The sequence below is a fragment of the Nocardioides sp. genome (assembly GCF_029937575.1).
Classification (GTDB): Bacteria; Actinomycetota; Actinomycetes; order Propionibacteriales; family Nocardioidaceae; genus Nocardioides.
The window spans coordinates 38,538-54,652 of the sequence record NZ_JAPYPS010000012.1; the positions used below are offsets into that span (position 1 = coordinate 38,538).

General features: G+C 71.5%; 15 protein-coding genes. 10 read left to right on the plus strand and 5 right to left on the minus strand.

Annotated elements, in window-relative coordinates; all coding sequences use genetic code 11:
* Nucleotides 1-7 precede the first annotated feature (7 nt).
* The 3 genes from Q1K33_RS06680 (at nt 8) to Q1K33_RS06690 (ending at nt 2,468) form a co-directional block, all read left to right on the plus strand.
* Entirely contained in the window at nt 8-1,120 is a 1,113-nt protein-coding gene (locus Q1K33_RS06680) for a DUF5931 domain-containing protein (RefSeq protein ID WP_300401981.1), read from the plus strand.
* Nucleotides 1,121-1,238: 118 nt separating this feature from the next.
* Entirely contained in the window at nt 1,239-1,751 is a 513-nt protein-coding gene (locus Q1K33_RS06685) for a flavin reductase family protein (RefSeq protein ID WP_300401983.1), read from the plus strand.
* Between the two features lie 27 nt (nt 1,752-1,778).
* Nucleotides 1,779-2,468 (plus strand): response regulator transcription factor, encoded by a 690-nt coding sequence (locus Q1K33_RS06690; RefSeq protein ID WP_300401986.1) that lies wholly within the window; start codon nt 1,779-1,781, stop codon nt 2,466-2,468.
* Nucleotides 2,469-2,637: 169 nt separating this feature from the next.
* On the opposite strand, the gene Q1K33_RS06695 is transcribed toward Q1K33_RS06690, so the two are convergent.
* On the minus strand, nt 2,638-3,888 hold the full coding sequence (locus Q1K33_RS06695; RefSeq protein ID WP_300401988.1) for an oxygenase MpaB family protein: 1,251 nt from the start codon (nt 3,886-3,888) through the stop codon (nt 2,638-2,640).
* A gap of 59 nt (nt 3,889-3,947) precedes the next feature.
* On the opposite strand from Q1K33_RS06695, the gene Q1K33_RS06700 reads away from it, so the two are divergent.
* Genes Q1K33_RS06700 through Q1K33_RS06710 form a run of 3 tightly spaced genes read left to right on the plus strand, consistent with a single transcriptional unit; the run spans nt 3,948 to nt 6,045 of the window.
* Nucleotides 3,948-4,568, plus strand: a complete 621-nt coding sequence (locus tag Q1K33_RS06700; protein ID WP_300401990.1) for a TetR/AcrR family transcriptional regulator — start codon at nt 3,948-3,950, stop codon at nt 4,566-4,568.
* Between the two features lie 53 nt (nt 4,569-4,621).
* Nucleotides 4,622-5,101 (plus strand): hypothetical protein, encoded by a 480-nt coding sequence (locus tag Q1K33_RS06705; RefSeq protein ID WP_300401992.1) that lies wholly within the window; start codon nt 4,622-4,624, stop codon nt 5,099-5,101.
* A 47-nt stretch (nt 5,102-5,148) separates the two neighbouring features.
* Nucleotides 5,149-6,045: a hypothetical protein gene (locus tag Q1K33_RS06710; RefSeq protein ID WP_300401994.1), complete on the plus strand. Its 897-nt coding sequence runs from the start codon at nt 5,149-5,151 to the stop codon at nt 6,043-6,045.
* 34 nt (nt 6,046-6,079) lie between these two features.
* Here Q1K33_RS06710 and glpK read toward each other — a convergent pair whose 3' ends face one another.
* The gene (glpK, locus tag Q1K33_RS06715; protein WP_300401996.1) at nt 6,080-7,561 is read right to left on the minus strand and encodes a glycerol kinase GlpK; all 1,482 of its coding nucleotides are present in this window, start codon (nt 7,559-7,561) and stop codon (nt 6,080-6,082) included.
* Entirely contained in the window at nt 7,558-8,373 is an 816-nt protein-coding gene (locus Q1K33_RS06720; protein WP_300401998.1) for a DUF1028 domain-containing protein, read from the minus strand. Before Q1K33_RS06720 ends, glpK begins: the two co-directional genes overlap by 4 nt.
* A gap of 276 nt (nt 8,374-8,649) precedes the next feature.
* Between Q1K33_RS06720 and Q1K33_RS06725 the strand changes: the two genes are divergently transcribed.
* Nucleotides 8,650-9,678 (plus strand): 6-phosphofructokinase, encoded by a 1,029-nt coding sequence (locus Q1K33_RS06725; protein ID WP_300402000.1) that lies wholly within the window; start codon nt 8,650-8,652, stop codon nt 9,676-9,678.
* Nucleotides 9,679-9,839: 161 nt separating this feature from the next.
* Here Q1K33_RS06725 and Q1K33_RS06730 read toward each other — a convergent pair whose 3' ends face one another.
* Together Q1K33_RS06730 and Q1K33_RS06735 are read right to left on the minus strand one after the other, a co-directional pair.
* Entirely contained in the window at nt 9,840-11,351 is a 1,512-nt protein-coding gene (locus Q1K33_RS06730) for an MFS transporter (RefSeq protein WP_300402002.1), read from the minus strand.
* Nucleotides 11,348-11,917 (minus strand): TetR/AcrR family transcriptional regulator, encoded by a 570-nt coding sequence (locus Q1K33_RS06735; RefSeq protein ID WP_300402004.1) that lies wholly within the window; start codon nt 11,915-11,917, stop codon nt 11,348-11,350. Before Q1K33_RS06735 ends, Q1K33_RS06730 begins: the two co-directional genes overlap by 4 nt.
* Before the next feature lie 121 nt (nt 11,918-12,038).
* Between Q1K33_RS06735 and Q1K33_RS06740 the strand changes: the two genes are divergently transcribed.
* From Q1K33_RS06740 to Q1K33_RS06750, 3 genes are all read left to right on the plus strand, one after another.
* Nucleotides 12,039-13,523 (plus strand): APC family permease, encoded by a 1,485-nt coding sequence (locus Q1K33_RS06740; RefSeq protein WP_300402006.1) that lies wholly within the window; start codon nt 12,039-12,041, stop codon nt 13,521-13,523.
* A 75-nt stretch (nt 13,524-13,598) separates the two neighbouring features.
* A complete protein-coding gene (locus Q1K33_RS06745) occupies nt 13,599-14,939 on the plus strand; it encodes a class II 3-deoxy-7-phosphoheptulonate synthase (protein WP_300402008.1) in 1,341 nt (446 codons plus the stop codon).
* A gap of 125 nt (nt 14,940-15,064) precedes the next feature.
* On the plus strand, nt 15,065-16,066 hold the full coding sequence (locus Q1K33_RS06750) for a GntG family PLP-dependent aldolase (protein WP_300402010.1): 1,002 nt from the start codon (nt 15,065-15,067) through the stop codon (nt 16,064-16,066).
* Nucleotides 16,067-16,115 lie beyond the last annotated feature (49 nt).

Sequence of the window (16,115 nt, forward strand, 5' to 3'; positions counted from 1 at the left end):
CCGGTCCGTGCGCGCGGCGCTCGCGGTCGAGGACCAGCTCTTCCGGGCGATCGCGGTCCTGCGCGTCGTGGTCCTGGCCTACGCCGTCGTGGGCAACCTGGTTCGCGGGGTCGGCGACTTCGACCACCCCGCCGCCGGCTACGTCCTGCTCGCGGTGATGGTGGGCTGGACGGGTCTCACCACGTGGGCCTACGCCGACGCCGTACGCCGTGGGGTCGCGCTGCTCGTCGCCGACCTGGCGGTGGCGCTCGCGCTGCTCGTCGCGACCCCGGTGGTGAAGTCACCCGACTTCGACGCCAGCGTGCCCGGCTTCTGGGTGATGGCGGCGTTGCTGGCCTGGGCGGTGCGCTTTCGTTGGGTCGGGGGCCTCGTGGCCGGCGTCGTCCTCGGCGCCGTGGACATCCTGTTGCGCGATGCTCCCGACGGCACCGACGTCGGCAACCTCTTCCTCCTGCTGCTGGGTGGCCCGGTCGTGGGCTACATGTGCGGCTCCCTGCAGCAGATGGCCACCGAGCGCGACCTGGCCGAGCGTGCAGCCGCGGCCGCAGCCGAACGCGCTCGGCTGGCCCGGGTCGTGCACGACGGGGTGCTGCAGGTCCTCGCGCTCGTCCAGCGCCGAGGCGGTGAGCTGGGTGGGCAGGGCGCCGACCTGGCCCGGCTGGCCGGGGAGCAGGAGTCCGCGCTGCGCAGCCTGATCCGCGCCCAGGACTCGGTGCGCACCGACGGTGCTGAGGGCGCGGTGGACGTCGCTGCCGCCCTCGGTCGCCTCGGTCTGCGCCCCGGCGTCGACGTCGCCGTCCCGGGGGGAGCCGTGGAGCTGCCTGCGGACGTGGCCTCGGAGCTGCTCGCGGTCGTGACGGCCTGCCTCGACAACGTCGAGCGGCACGTCGGGGAGGGCGCTCCTGCCTGGGTGCTCCTCGAGTCCTTCGGCGACCGGGTGGAGGTGTCGGTGCGCGACGAGGGGCCCGGGATCCCCGAGGGTCGGCTGGCCGCCGCCGAGTCGGAGGGTCGCCTGGGCGTCAGCCAGTCCATCCGTGGGCGGATCGAGGACCTCGGTGGTGAGGCCCGCTTGACCTCGGCCTCCTACGGGACGGAGTGGGAGCTGGTGGTGCCACGATGACGGTGGGTCGCGTGTGGATGGGTGCTGGTGCTCCTGCGGTCCGGCGGGGTCGTGTGCCTGAGGACGGTCGTGGGACCGCCGTGGGGCACACGACCCGTGTGGGCGGGGAGGCAGGGCGGTGACGATCCACTCCACGCACCCCTTCGTCGACCCCGAGCCCGATCCGGTCCGCCAGTGGCGCGGTCGCCTCGGCGGAGCCGTGAGCCTCTGGACGGCCGGCGGGAGTGACGGACCGGCCGGCTGGGCAGGGCTCACCGTCAGCTCGGTCCTCGTCGCGGCTGGTGAGCCCGCGCGCGTGATCGGTCTGGTCGACCCGGACTCCGACCTTGCGGACACGGTCGAGGAGACCGGCCGCGCGGTGGTCTCGTTGCTCTCCTGGGAGCACCGCGACCTCGCCGAGGCCTTCGCCGGGCAGGCGCCGGCGCCCGGAGGACCGTTCCGACTGGCGACGTTCGAGCGCACGCCGTACGGGCCGGGGCTGGTGGGGGCCACGAGTCGTGCACTGGTCTCGGTCGAGTCGAGCGTCGAGGTGGGTTGGTCGCGTCAGCTCACCTGCATCGTCGACGACCTCGTGGTGCTGGACGAGGACACGGCGTTGCTCCACCGGCGCGGCCGTTACGCCAAGCCCTGAGCGGCTGCGAGAAGCTAGGCTCCGCGCGTGACTGACGAGCAGATCCGGGTGATGGTCGTCGACGACCACCCCATGTGGCGCGACGCTGTCGAGCGCGACCTCCAGGCCGCGGGCCTCGACGTGGTCGCGGTGGCCGCCGACGGTCATCAGGCGTTGGCGCGCTTCCCGGCGGCACGGCCCCAGGTCGTCGTCCTCGACCTGCAGATCCCCGGCCCCAACGGCGTCGAGGTGACAGCTGCGGTGCTCAAGGACGACCCGTCCGCCCGGGTCCTGATCCTGTCGGCCTCCGGTGAGCAGGAGGACGTCCTCGAGGCGGTCAAGGCCGGAGCCACGGGCTACCTGATCAAGTCCGCGTCACGCGAGGAGCTCCTGGACGCCGTACGGCGCGTGGCGCGGGGTGACTCCGTCTTCACGCCCGGTCTGGCGGGCCTGGTGCTGGGGGAGTTCCGTCGGCTGTCGGACCCCTTGGCCGGTGGTTCCGGCGAGGCATCGTCGCTGCACCCCGAGCTGACCGACCGCGAGACCGAGATCCTCAAGATGGTCGCCAAGGGGTTGTCCTACAAGCAGATCGCCGAGCGGCTGGTGCTGTCGCACCGCACCGTGCAGAACCACGTCCAGAACACCCTGCGCAAGCTGCAGATGCACAACCGGGTGGAGCTGACCCGGTACGTGATCGAGCAGGGGCTCGACGAGGACGACGAGGACGACGAGGGCTGACTGGCTGCGGGTGGGCTGCGGGTGGGCTGCGGGTGGTGGCGGCGCGGATCGCGCCGTTTGGTCCCAAACGACGCAGTTCTCGGCGTAGATGTTGTCGTTTGGGACCAAACGGCAACACCTCCACCTCGGTCGCGGAGCAGCCGGAGCAGCCGGAGCAGCCCGACCGTCGCTACCCGCGGGCCGGGTGCGGCCGTCCACCGGCGGGGGAGGCATCGACGAGGTCGTGGTGCACGCCGTACGTCGAGCGCAGTCGCTGGTCCTGCTCGACCCGGTAGCGCTCGCCCATCCGGGTGCGCCACGGCAGGGTGACGGGGATCCGGTCGAGGATGCCGTTGACGGCGCCCAGCACCGGTGCCATCAGCCGCACCAGCCACGTCACCCGGGTCGCGGGGATCGCGAGGTCCTCGGCGATCTCGTCGCCGAGGAAGAGGCGCTCCAGCGCGTGCACCAGCGTGGGGGCGAACCGTCGCGCCGGCGGCGGCAGGATGCCCGCGACCTCGGCGGTCAGGAAGCTCGTGTTGATGGCGGCGACCAGCTCGCGGCAGTAGTCGTCGACCACGGGACGGGTGAGCAGGTAGAGCTCCTCGAGTCGTTCCTGGGCGGCCTCGTCCTGGGGCAGCAGGGCGGGGTCGATCCCGAGCAGGTGACCGACGTAGCGCCAGCGGGCGTAGGCGGCGCGCTCCTCGTGGGGGAGGTAGCCGGCCCCGATCATCCGTTGGCTGCGCAGCGGGATCCGCACGAACTCGACGAGCGTGTAGGCGAGGTAGGCCTGGTTGATGGGCACGCCCCAGGCGGCGGTGTCCCAGCGCGGGTCGTCGCGCAGCGACTGGCGCACCAGGGCGTGGATCACCCGCACGCGCACGGTCAGCTCGAAGCCCGCGGCGTGGCGTGAGAGCCCGTCCTCGCGGGTGATCGCGACGAGCCAGGAGGCGACCTCGATGGTTCGCGCACCGGCGCTCTCGAGGTAGCGGCCCGTGAGCTCGAGCGGGCGTGACGCTGCGGAGTTGGCGTAGCCGCTGACCAGGGAGGCCGCCCCCAGCACGATCCCGGACTGGCGCGTGTAGCGCCCGATGAAGCGGCTGTCGCGCTCGATCGCGGGCAGGTCGAGCCAGTCGGGCTCCACGTCCACGGAGCTGATCAGCGCGTGCAGCGACGCGGGTGCGTCGGGGACTGCGTCGAGGCCCTCGCGGCACGCCGTACGGAGCATCTTCAGAGCCTTGCCGTGACCGAGGCGTACGACGTCGTCGGCGAAGGCGTCAGCGAGGGGGTCGCCGTGGTGCATGGCGTCGAGGTACGTCGTCGCCAGGTCGCCGAAGCGGTCCCGAGCCTCGTCGAGGCGACGCAGGCTCGAGGGGGCGGGCTGCTCGACTCCCCGCACGACGTCGGGACGGATCTCCGGAGTGACCTCGTGTGCGACCATGCCGCGAGACTAAAGTGAATCATTCTCATCTTCCATTCACTTTTGGGGAGCCCCGGGCCATGGCACAGAAGCAGCGGATACTGCCCACGCAGAGCCGCGCGGTCCAGATGCGCCGGACCTTGCTCGATGCGACTGTTCAGCTTCTGGAGCGACCCGGCGGGCGCCCCTTGTCGACCACGGCGATCGTCGAGCGCGCCCACGTCAGCAGCGGAACCTTCTACCGGTACTTCAACGACAAGGCCGAGATCCTCACCGTGCTGCGCGACGAGGCGGTGGCGGCGATCAAGGCCGATCTCATGAGTGCCGTGGTCACGGCCCTGGACCTGGACCAGGAGGACGCACTCCACCTGGTGGTCGAGTCCCTGGTCGCGGCCTTCGAACGGCATCGGGCCGTGATCGGTGCCGTGGTCGAGCAGCTGCCCGCCGGGCCCAACGCCAACGTGCTGCCGGAGATCGAGGCAGACCTGCACCAGCTGGCCTCGCTGCTTCCGCGGCGGCATCGTCCCGACCTCTCGGCGGATCGGCTCGAGGCCGTGGTCTTCCTGACCATGGGCGTGCTGGTCTCGACGTGCCTGCGCATCGCCCTGCACCGTCCCGCGGAGGTTGATCGCGACGAGCTCGTCGACCTGGCGACCAGGATGCTCTCGGTCGGCCTCGTCCCTCGCGCACTCGATGGGTGAACCAGCTGCACGATTCTCCAGCACGCGACCCGGCGCAGACTTACGATCCGCTCATGACTCCTCGTCCACTGCGGGCCCTCGTGGTCCTCGCCGCGTCAGCGGCACTCCTGCTCGGTGCTCTCGCGGCACCCTCCACGGCCTCGACGGCCTCGACGGCCTCGGCCTCCTCGACGACTGCAGACGCACCTGTGCAGTACCAGGGCAAGGACGTCGTCTACTTCGACCTCTTCTACCAGCCCGAGGTGGCACCGAAGCGGATCTTCTTCACCGCCAACTCCGGGCCCTACCTGCGGGGGATGTCCTGGAACCGCTGGGGCCAGAAGAAGACGGTCGGGCGCGGCTACTACGTGAGCAAGTGCGCTTCGTGCGCGCCGCCGAAGCGCAGCAAGGCCGTGGTGCGCTTCTCGAAGCGGACCTACTGCAAGAAGCAGGACCTCTACTACTACAAGCGGGCGACGATGACGCGCAAGAAGCTGGAGGGCAAGTCGCGCACGGTCAAGATCAGCGGCGGCACCTGCGGGAGCCGCGACTGACGGCGGCACCTCTCGCGTGAGCGCCTCGTCCTGAGAGACTGCGCGACGTGACCGACACGCTGCTCGAGATCGCCGACGAGCTCTACGGGCTCGCTCTCGGTGACTTCACCCCGGCCCGGGACGCGCGCGCCAAGGAGCTCAAGAAGGCGGGGGAGACCGACCTCGCCGGCCAGGTCAAGGCACTCAAGAAGGCGTCCCTGGCGGCCTGGGTCGTCGATCTCTTCGTACGACGCCAGGGCGCCCAGGTCGACGAGGTGCTGGACATGGGTGCGGCCCTGCGCGCAGCGCAGGATGGGATGTCCGGAGACGACCTCCGCGCGCTGACCCGGCAGCGACGCCAGCTGACCGCGGCGATCACGCAGCAGGCGCGCTCGCTGGCGAGCGAGGAGGGGGTGAAGGTCACCCAGGCGGTGGCCGACCAGGTCGAGGCGACGCTGACAGCTGCGATGGTGAGCCAGGACTGCGGCCGGGCCGTGCGCAGCGGCCTGCTGGTCGTCGCTCTCAGCACGACGGGCGTTGACGACGTCGACGTCGCCGGGGCCGTGGCGGTCCCGGACGCGCTCGGGTTCACGGCCACCGCCCGGTCGGCTCCCGAGGCCCCCGCGCGGCCCGACCTGCACGTCGTACCCGATCCGGACGCCCACGCCAAGGCCCGCGCGGCCGCCGAGCAGACGCTCGCCGAGGCCCAGGACGTGGTCGACGAGGCGCAGACCGCCCTCGACGACGCCGGCGTCGACGTCGAACACCTCCGCGCCCGCCAGCTGCAGATCGAGGCCGAGATCGACGAGCTCAAGCGGCAGGTCGCCGCCCTCGAGGAGACCTACGACGAGGTCGACGACGAGCTGGGCGATGCCGAGGCGGTCCAGGCCGCGGCATCGGACTCCCTGGCCGAAGCGACGTCCGAGCGCGACGAGGCAGCGGCGGCGCTCGACAAGCTGGGCTAGCCAGACCTGGTGCTGACCGGCAGACCTGGCTGACCTAGAGCTCGGCCCAGCCCTTCGACCGCTCCACGGCATGGAGCCACCGGGCGTATGACGCGTCCGCCTCGCCGCGCTCGGCCGTCGGGTCGAACGACCGGTCCAGCTGCCACGTCTGGCGCAGGTCGTCGGTGGAGTCCCACACCCCGGTGCCGAGTCCGGCCAGGAAGGCCGCGCCCAGGGCTGTGGTCTCGACGAGCCGCGGACGCTCCACGGGTACGCCGATCTGGTCAGCCTGCAGCTGGCAGAGCAGGTCGTTGGCCGCAGCGCCACCGTCGACCCGCAGAGCGGTCGTCTCGCCGGAGTCGGGCATCGTCTCCAGCACGTCTCGCACCTCGAAGGCGATCGCCTCCAACGTGGCCCGCACGACATGGGCTCGCGTGGTGCCACGGGTGAGGCCGAGGATGGTGCCGCGGGCGTGGGGATCCCAGTGCGGGGCGCCGAGGCCGGTGAGCGCGGGCACGAAGACGACGCCCTCCGAGGACGACACCGTGGCCGCGATCGCCTCGGTCTCGGCGGCCGACCCGACGATCTGCAGCCCGTCGCGCAGCCACTGCACGGCGGCGCCGGTCACGAAGATGGCGCCCTCGAGGGCGTAGGTGAGCTCGCCGGCCGGCGAGCGCCACGCCGCCGTGGACAGCAGCCCCGCGTCGGAGCGCTCCAACGAGGTGCCGGTGTTGGTGAGGATGAAGGACCCGGTGCCGAAGGTGCACTTGGAGTCGCCGACCTCGAAGCACGTCTGGCCGAAGAGGGCCGACTGCTGGTCCCCGGCGATCCCCGCGATCGGCAGCTCAAGGTCGAGGAACGAGCGCGGGTCGGTGACCGCCAGCTCGCCCCAGTTGGGCACCAGCTCGGGCAGCGCGTCGCGAGGGACCCCGAAGAGCGAGCACAGCTCGTCGGACCAGTCGCCCTGCTCGAGGTCGAAGAGCAGCGTGCGACACGCGTTGGAGACGTCGGTGACGTGCTCCAGGCCACGTGTCATCCGCGCGATGAGGTAGGAGTCCACCGTGCCGACGGCGTACCGGCCGGACTCGACGAGCGCCCACGTGCGTGGCTCGTGCTCGGCCAGCCACATCAGCTTGGTGCCGGAGAAGTAGGGGTCGAGCCGCAGGCCGGTGAGCTCGGAGACCCGCGCCTCGTGACCCTCGTCGCGCAGCCGCGTGCAGATGTCCGCCGTACGGCGGTCCTGCCACACGATCGCGCGACGGGGTGACCCCATCGTCTCGCGGTCCCAGAGCAGGACCGTCTCGCGCTGGTTGGTGATGCCGATGCCCTGAAGCTCGGAGGTGTCGATGCGCGCCAGTGCGTCGCGGGTGGCCTCGAGCGTGGCCTGCCAGATCTCCTCTGGCGCGTGCTCCACCCACCCGGGCTTGGGGAAGTGCTGTCCGAACTCCTGGTAGCCGCGGGCCACGATGTCGCCGGCCTCGGAGACCACGACGGCGGTCACGCCGGTCGTGCCGGCGTCGATCGACAGGATGCTCATCCGGTCGTCCGCACGATCTCGAGGATCCGCTGGTCGATCCACCCCAGGTCAGCGTCGACCCGCATCTCGTAGTTCTCCGTGCCGACCCAGGTGGTGAAGTCGGGGTGGCCCTGGGCCCGGGCGAACTCCTCCAGCTCGGCGCGCAGGTCCGCGGTGATCTCGACCTGCTCCTCGTCGGTGGACGAAGTCAGGTAGAGGTCGTTGAGGTCGAGCAGGCGGCTGAGCTCGGTGACCGGCGTCGCGTGGTCGTCGACCCGCAGGTCGGCCGCGATGTCGTCGCCGCCGCCGTACCCGGCCCGGTCTCGGACGACGAGCAGTGCGGCCGACTGCCGGCCGCGCTTGTCACCGCCGGCCGCGTCCCCGGCCGAGAGTGCCGCGAGCAGACGGTGGGCGAAGGCCAGCTCGCCCCCGCCGTCCCAGGCGGTCTGCATCGCGTCGACCACCTCGGCGCCGGCGAGGCAGTTGCCCTGGATGGCGTAGCCCTCGCCGGTCAGGCCGCCGGCCCACGAGATGCAGGACTGCCCGGTGTGGGAGGCCGCCCCTCCGTCGACGTCGACGATGCCCACCTGGCGGTGGTCCCGGCCCTCGTCCTCCTCGAGCAGACGCTGGAGCGCGACCGAGGCGGTCGCGCCCTCGTCGAGGTGGGAGAGGGCCAGGCCCTTGTAGGCCACGTTCGCGTCCGCCTGGGTGGCAAGGGCGCCGACCTGGGCGACAGCAGCGGGGACGGCGCTACCGACCGCGAGGAACTTGGAGGCCACCGCCACCCCCCACGTCTCGCCGTCGTCGGAGCGGGCCACGATCGAGAAGGTCATGGCGCCGAGCATAGGGATGGTCCCGGAGCAAGGCCCAGGTCAGCAGTCCTCCTCGAACCCTCGGACGACGTGCAGGTCTGCTGGAGCTGGCTCTCGCCCCGTCCACCGAGTCGCCCGCCCGACGCGTCGATCTCGCGGGCGGCGTCCGGCGTACGCCGGACCGTCCGCCGGGCGCCGTGCGGCCCGGGTTCGGGATCCTGGGACCTGGACGGCGTGGTTAGGTGGGGACCGACCCCGTCAGGGCGACCGTCTCCACCGAGCCTTCAGGAGGATCCCATGCGCGTCGGCGTGCTCACCGGTGGTGGCGACTGCCCCGGTCTCAACGCGGTGATCCGGGCCGTGGTCCGCAAGGGCGTGACTCAGCATGGCTTCGACCTCGTCGGCTACCGCGACGGCTGGAAGGGTCCGCTGGAGGGGCTGACGCGCCCGCTCGGCATCGAGGAGTGCCGCGGCATCCTCCCCCGCGGCGGGACGATCCTGGGATCCTCGCGGACCAACCCGTTCTCGATCGAGGGCGGGGTCGAGCAGATCACCGCCAACCTCGCGGCTGATGGTGTGGACGCCCTGGTCGCCATCGGCGGCGAGGACACCCTCGGCGTGGCGACCAAGCTCGCCGACCTCGGGGTCCAGGTCGTCGGCGTGCCGAAGACGATCGACAACGACCTGTCGGGCACCGACTTCACGTTCGGCTTCGACACCGCTGTCAACATCGCGACCGAGGCGATCGACCGGCTGCACACCACCGCCGAGTCGCACCACCGGGTGCTGGTCGTCGAGGTGATGGGTCGCCACGCCGGGTGGATCGCGTTGCACGCCGGCATCGCCGGTGGCGCGAGCACGGTGCTGATCCCGGAGCAGCCCTTCGACATCGAGAAGGTGTGTGCCCACGTCGAGACCCGCTTCGAGTCGGAGTACGCGCCGATCATCGTGGTCTCCGAGGGCGCCACGCCGATTGACGGCGGTGACATGACGCTGGTCTCGGGCGAGAAGGACGCCTTCGGGCACGTGCGCCTCGGTGGGATCGGTGACCGGCTCGCCCACGAGATCGAGCAGCGCACCGGCAAGGAGGCGCGCGCGGTCGTGCTGGGCCACATCCAGCGCGGCGGCACGCCCACCGCCTTCGACCGGTGGCTGGCGACCCGGTTCGGGCTCCAGGCCGCCGACGCCGTGGCGGAGGGCGACTTCGGCACGATGATGGCGTTGCGTGGCACCGACATCGTCCGCGTGCCGCTCATCGAGGGCACCGGCGAGCTCAAGCTGGTCAGTCCCGCCGAGTACGCCGAGGCCCAGGTCTTCTTTGGATGACCAACCGGCCGCGAGGAACGAGCGGGCGGTGTGGGGTCAACCAGGTTGAGCGAGGCCGCGACCGAGGGACGAGGTCGCGACGCCGGGTCGAAACCCCGTGAGACGAACGCCCACGGCAACCGACCGCTGGGGCGGTGACGACAGCCAACCCCAGCGAGCGGTCAGTGCTCCACGTCCGCCAGGTCCAGCTCCGCCGGCACCAGCCGGTGCACCACCACGGCGACCACGAGCATGACGGCGGCGCCGGCCAGCCCGACCACCGAGAACGCCCGGTCGAACGAGGCGATCGCGGCGTCGGCGGCGGGGGAGCCGAGAGCGCCCGCCAGCGACTCGCGCGCGCTCTCGGGGGCTCCGGCCGGCAGTCCGGACCGGTAGACCAGCGCCGCGAGGCTGCCGAGCACGGCGATGCCGAGCACCCCACCGATCTCGTACGACGTCTCCTCCATCGCCGCGGCACTGCCGGCCTGGTCGGTGGTGCTGGCGCCCATCACCACCGCCGAGGCGACGCCGAGCGACGCCGTACCGGAGCCGACGAGCAGCAACGCGACCGCGACGCCGGGGTAGGTCAGCGGAGCCGGGAGCAGGCCGAGCACCAGGAACCCCAGACCGCCGGACACCAGACCGCCGACGAGCACCGTGCGTGCGCCGATCCGCGCGGCGAGGCTGGGGGCGAGCGGCGAGCCGACGAGACCCTCGACGGCAAGGGGGAGCAGGGCCGCCCCGCTCCGCAACGGCGACCACCCCTGCACGAGCTGCAGCCACTGCGACCCGACGAGCAGCAGGGCGATCATCGCGGCGCTGGTGGCCAGCGCGGCCACGATGCCGGCCGTGAACGGCCGACTGGTGAAGAGGCGCACCTCGAGCATCGGGTCGTCCTGGCGCAGGCAACGCCGTGCGAAGACGGTGAGCAGCGCGGCGCCGGCGACGGCAGTGCTCACGCCGAGGGCGGTGGGGCCGTCGTGGCCGAGGTGCTTGACGGCGTACACGAGCGCGACCATCCCGCCGATCGACAGCGCGACACCGAGCGGGTCGAGGCGGCCGGGCCGGCTCGACCGGCTCTCCGGCAGGAACGCGACGCCGGCGAAGATCGCCACCGCCATGACCGGCACGTTGAACAGGAAGGCGGCGTGCCAGCTGAAGCGCTCGAGCAGCGCTCCTCCGACGATCGGCCCGACGGCACCTCCGACGGCGGCCATGGCGGCCCACAGCCCGAGAGCGGTGGCTCGTTCGCGCGGGTCGGTGAACAGGGTGCGGATCAGCGACAACGTGGCAGGCATGATCATCGCGCCGCCCACGCCCAGGGCCGCGCGGAGAGCGATGACGTGGGCGGCCGTGTCGGCGACGAGCACGAGCAGCGACACGACGGCGAAGATCGTGAAGCCGCTGAGAAGCATCCGACGCCGTCCCCAGCGGTCGGCGAGAGCACTCAGGGGCACGAGCAGACCGGCCAGGACCAAGGCGTAGGAGTCGACGATCCACAGCTGGGCCACCGCGCCGGGGCGCAGGTCCGCGGTGAGGTCGGGCAGCGCGACGTTGAGGATCGTCATGTCCATCACGACGACGAGCAGGCTGGCGGTGAGCACGGCCAGGCCGACCCACCGGCGCGGGTCCGGTGCAGCGCAGGGGAGGGGCGTGTCGGCTGTGGCGACGGCGGCGTCGACGTTCGTGCTCATCGCGAGCCCGCTCCGTCCAGGAAGGTCGACATCACCATGGCGTCGAGGTCGCGGCGCGCGACGTCACCGTCACGCACGGCCTCGCGGGCAGCGACGAGCAGGCCGTAGACGGCGTGCCCGAGCCAGCGCGGGGGGACGTCGTCGCGCAGCACGCCGGCGCGCTGCGCCGCGGCGTACAGGTGGGTCTCGCGGTCCACCAGCGCGTCCGAGCGCGCCAGCAGGTCGTCGGCGCTGGTGAGGTAGGAGTCGGTGAGGGCGAACCCGAAGTCGTCGGAGTCAGCGAGAAAGCGCGCGAGCATGTCCTGCAGGCAGGCGGTGATCCGCGCGGCGTCGCCGGAGTCGGCAGCACCTTCGATCGACTCGGGGTCCGCCGCGTCGAGGCTGACCTCCCACCGGTCGAGGGAGCGGGTGCCGAGCTCGTGCAGGAGGTCGTCGCGCGAGGCGAAGTGCCGGTGCAGCGTGGCGCGGCCGACGCCCGCGGCCGAGGCCAGGACGGCCATCGAGGCTCGGGGGTCGACGTTGAGGTGGCGCTGGGCCGCAGCGAGGATCTCCTCGGTGGTCACCATGAGACGTTCGCGTCCAATCTGAGAGGGAGGCATCGGGGCAACTCGCCCGACGGGGATGCTGCGAGATCGCTCTGGATGGGTATGGGGTGGGTCCACCACTGACGCACGAGGAGCTTCGGACATGAGCAACGACGCGAGCCGTACGACGGGCGTCGAACCCGCCGTGGCCGGGACCGACGACGACGGGTCCGACGAGCCCGGTCTCAAACGGGTGATCGGCCCCAAGCTGCTGCTGCTCTTCATCGTCGGCGACATCATCGGCGCCGGGATCTTCGCGGTGACCGGAAAGGTCGCCGGGGAGGTCGGCGGCCTGGCGTGGCTGCCGTTCCTGCTGGCCTTCGCCATCGCCACGATGACCGCGTTCTCCTACCTGGAGCTGGTGACGAAGTACCCCGAGGCCGCCGGTGCCGCTCTCTACGTGCACAAGGCGTTCGGGATCCACTTCGTGACGTTCCTGGTGGCCTTCACGGTCGCCTGTTCGGGGATCACGAGTGCGTCGACGTCCTCCAGCCTGCTGGCCTCCAACTTCCTGATCGGCATGGACGAGCTGGTCGACGGCGTCCCCACCGGCGACACCGCCTCGTTGGTGGCCGCGCTCGTCTTCATGGGGATCCTGGCGGCGGTGAACCTGCGCGGGGTGGGGGAGAGCGTCAAGTTCAACGTCGTGCTGACCAGCATCTCGCTGGTGGCGCTGAGCGTCGTCATCCTCATCGGCTTCTGGGCGATCGGCACCGGAGACGGTGACCCGGCGCGCCTCGTCGCCTTCGAGACCAGCGAGGACAAGAGCATCTACCTCGGGGTCACCGTGGCCACCACGATCGCCTTCTTCGCCATGGTGGGCTTCGAGGACTCGGTCAACATGGTCGAGGAGACCACGGACCCCGAGCGCACCTTCCCCCGGATCATGTTCACCGCCCTGGGCGTGTGCGCGCTGCTCTACATGCTGGTCGCCGTGGCGGTGATCATGGTCATCCCCGAAGGCGACCTGACGAACCCCTCCAACCCCGACGCCGGGATCTTGCTCGACGTCGTGAAGGTGGGGGCACCCGGGATCCCGATCGACGACATCTTCCCGTTCCTGACCGTCTTCGCCGTCGGCAACACGGCGCTGATCAACATGTTGATGGCCAGCCGGCTCGTCTACGGCATGGCCTGCCAACAGGTGCTTCCTCCGGTGCTCGGCAAGGTGCTGCCGGGGCGCCGGTCTCCCTGGACGGCGATCGCGTTCACCACCGTCCTGGCCATGAGCCTCATCGTCTACGTCCGTACGCAGTCCGAGTCCGACATCGTGTCTGCGCTGTCCGGCACCACCGGTCTGCTGCTGCTCGTGGTGTTCGCGGTCGTCAACGTCTGCTGCCTGGTGCTGCGCCGCGACGACACCGGCCGGGGGTTCCGGGCGCCCACCGCGATCCCGGTGCTGGGTGCGATCCTCTCCGCGGCCCTGGTCGGGCCGTGGGCGCGCAACTCGGCCGACTACATCCAGTACCGCATCGCGGCCGGGCTGCTGGTGATCGGCATCGTGCTCTGGGCGCTGACCTGGCTCACCAACCGGGGCGTGCGGGCCAAGAAGACCGGGTTCCGCGACATCGAGGACCTGGAGGTCTGAGCCCGGCGCCGCAGCGTGCCGACCGCTCGCGATGGCGAGTCGGGCACTTCCTCGACTCCCGCATAGGCTGTCAGCGTGTCGTTCCCCGATCTCGCGAGCCTGCACGCGCTCAACCCGGCCCAGCAGCCGACGTACCCCGAGCGTGCCCTCGTCGACTCCACCGTCGCCCAGCTCCGGGCCGCGCGCCCGCTCGTCTTCGCCGCCGAGTGCGACGAGCTGACCACCAAGCTGGCCGCCGTCGCCCGGGGCGAGGCGTTCCTGCTGCAGGGTGGCGACTGCGCCGAGACGTTCGCCGGCGTCACCGCCGACAACACCCGCAACAAGCTGCGGGTCCTGCTGCAGATGGCGGTGGTGCTGACGTACGCCGCCTCGGTCCCGGTGGTCAAGCTGGGTCGCCTGGCCGGCCAGTACGCCAAGCCGCGCTCCTCCGACCTGGAGACACGCGCCGGCGTCACGCTGCCGGCGTACCGGGGTGATGCGGTCAACGGCTTCGAGTTCACCGCGGAGTCGCGGGTGCCCGACCCTGCGCGCCTGCTCGAGGTGCACCGCACCTCGGCGGCCACGCTGAGCATGATCCGCGCGTTCATCTCCGGCGGGTACGCCGACCTGCGACAGGTCCACACCTGGAACACCGACTTCGTCGCCGAGTCCGCCGCCGGCCAGCGCTACGAGGCGATGGCGCACGAGATCGACCGGGCGATGGCGTTCATGGAGGCCATCGGGGCCGACCCCGACGAGTTCCACCACGTCGACTTCCACATCTCCCACGAGGCGCTGGTGCTCGAGTACGAGCACGCGATGAGCCGCCTCGACTCCCGCACCCAGCAGCACTACGACCTGTCGGGCCACTTCGTGTGGATCGGCGAGCGGACCCGTCAGCTCACGGGCGCCCACGTCGAGCTCCTGAGCCAGGTGCGCAACCCGATCGGGGTCAAGCTCGGTCCCACCACGACCGCCGACGACGCGATCGCGCTGGCCGGTCGGCTCAACCCCGACAACGAGGCCGGGCGGCTGACCTTCATCACCCGCTTCGGTGCCGGCAGGATCCGCGACGGTCTGCCCTCGCTGGTCGAGAAGGTCACCGCCGCCGGGCTGCAGGTCGCCTGGGTCTGCGACCCGATGCACGGCAACACCTTCGAGGCGAGCTCGGGCTACAAGACTCGGCGCTTCGACGACGTCATCGAGGAGGTCCAGGGCTTCTTCGACGTCCACCACGAGCTCGGCACCTGGCCCGGCGGCGTACACGTCGAGCTCACCGGCGACGACGTGACCGAGTGCGTGGGCGGCGGCGAGGAGCTGCTCGAGATCGACCTCGGCAATCGCTACGAGTCGGTCTGCGACCCGCGCCTCAACCGGGTGCAGTCGCTCGAGCTCGCCTTCCTCGTCGCGGAGATGCTCCGAGCCCGCTCGGTCTGAGCTTGCTCAGGCGGACCTGAACGTGCGGAAGGTTGAGGAGCGCTCGGCGTCGGACCGAGGCACGAGGTCCGGAGCGACGCGTCTCGAAGCCCAGTGAGCCGACCGACAACCTGAAGGACACCCCGATGATCGACCTCCGCTCCGACACCCTCACCCGCCCCACCGGCGCGATGCGCGCCGCCATGGCGGACGCCGAGGTCGGCGACGACGTGTACGGCGAGGACCCCACGGTCACCGCGCTCGAGGAGCGCGTCGCTGGACTGCTCGGCCACGAGGCAGCGCTCTTCATGCCGACCGGGTCGATGTCCAACGTCCTGGGCGTGCGCGCCCTGGTGGCCCCGGGTGAGGAGGTGCTGTGCGAGTCGCGCGCCCACATCGCGCGTGCCGAGCTGGGCGCCCACGGCGCCTACAGCGGTGTCACGATGCGCACCTGGATCCACCCTCGAGGACAGGTCGACCTCCCGACGATCCAGTCGCTCTTCGCCCCGGACATGGGGCCGTTCTTCGTGCGCACCGCGGCCATCTCGGTCGAGAACACCCACAACTTCGCCGGCGGAGCGGTGCTGCCGCTCGCCGACCTGCGCGACCTCAAGGAGTACGCCGTGGGCGTGGGGGCGCGCATCCATCTCGACGGCGCGCGCCTGTGGAACGCCCACGTCGCCACCGGCACCCCGCTGGCCGAGTACGGCGCCTGTGCCGACGTGATCTCCGTGTGCTTCTCCAAGGGGCTCGGCGCCCCGGTCGGCTCGATGCTGGTCGCGAGTCGCGACGTCGTCGCCGAGACCCGGGTCTGGCGCAAGCGGATGGGCGGGGGGATGCGCCAGGTGGGCGTCCTCGCCGCCGCCGCCGAGCACGCCCTGGACCACCACGTCGAGCGTCTGGCCGAGGATCACGCCCACGCCCGGCTCCTGGCCGAGGCCTGTGGCGTCGACCCGGCCGGGGTCGAGACCAACATCGTCGTCGTACCCCGACGCGACGCGGCCGACGCGGCGTCGTACGTCACCAGGGCTGCCGAGCAGGGCGTGCGCGTCGCGACCGTCGGCCCGACCACCGTGCGCCTGGTGACCCACCTCGACGTGTCCCGGGACGACGCCGAGCGTGCCGCGGCGGTCCTCGCCCGGCTGTAGGTGGCGTGGCGGGTGCCGGACGCCTCAGGCGCGCCCCCGTACCGTCACT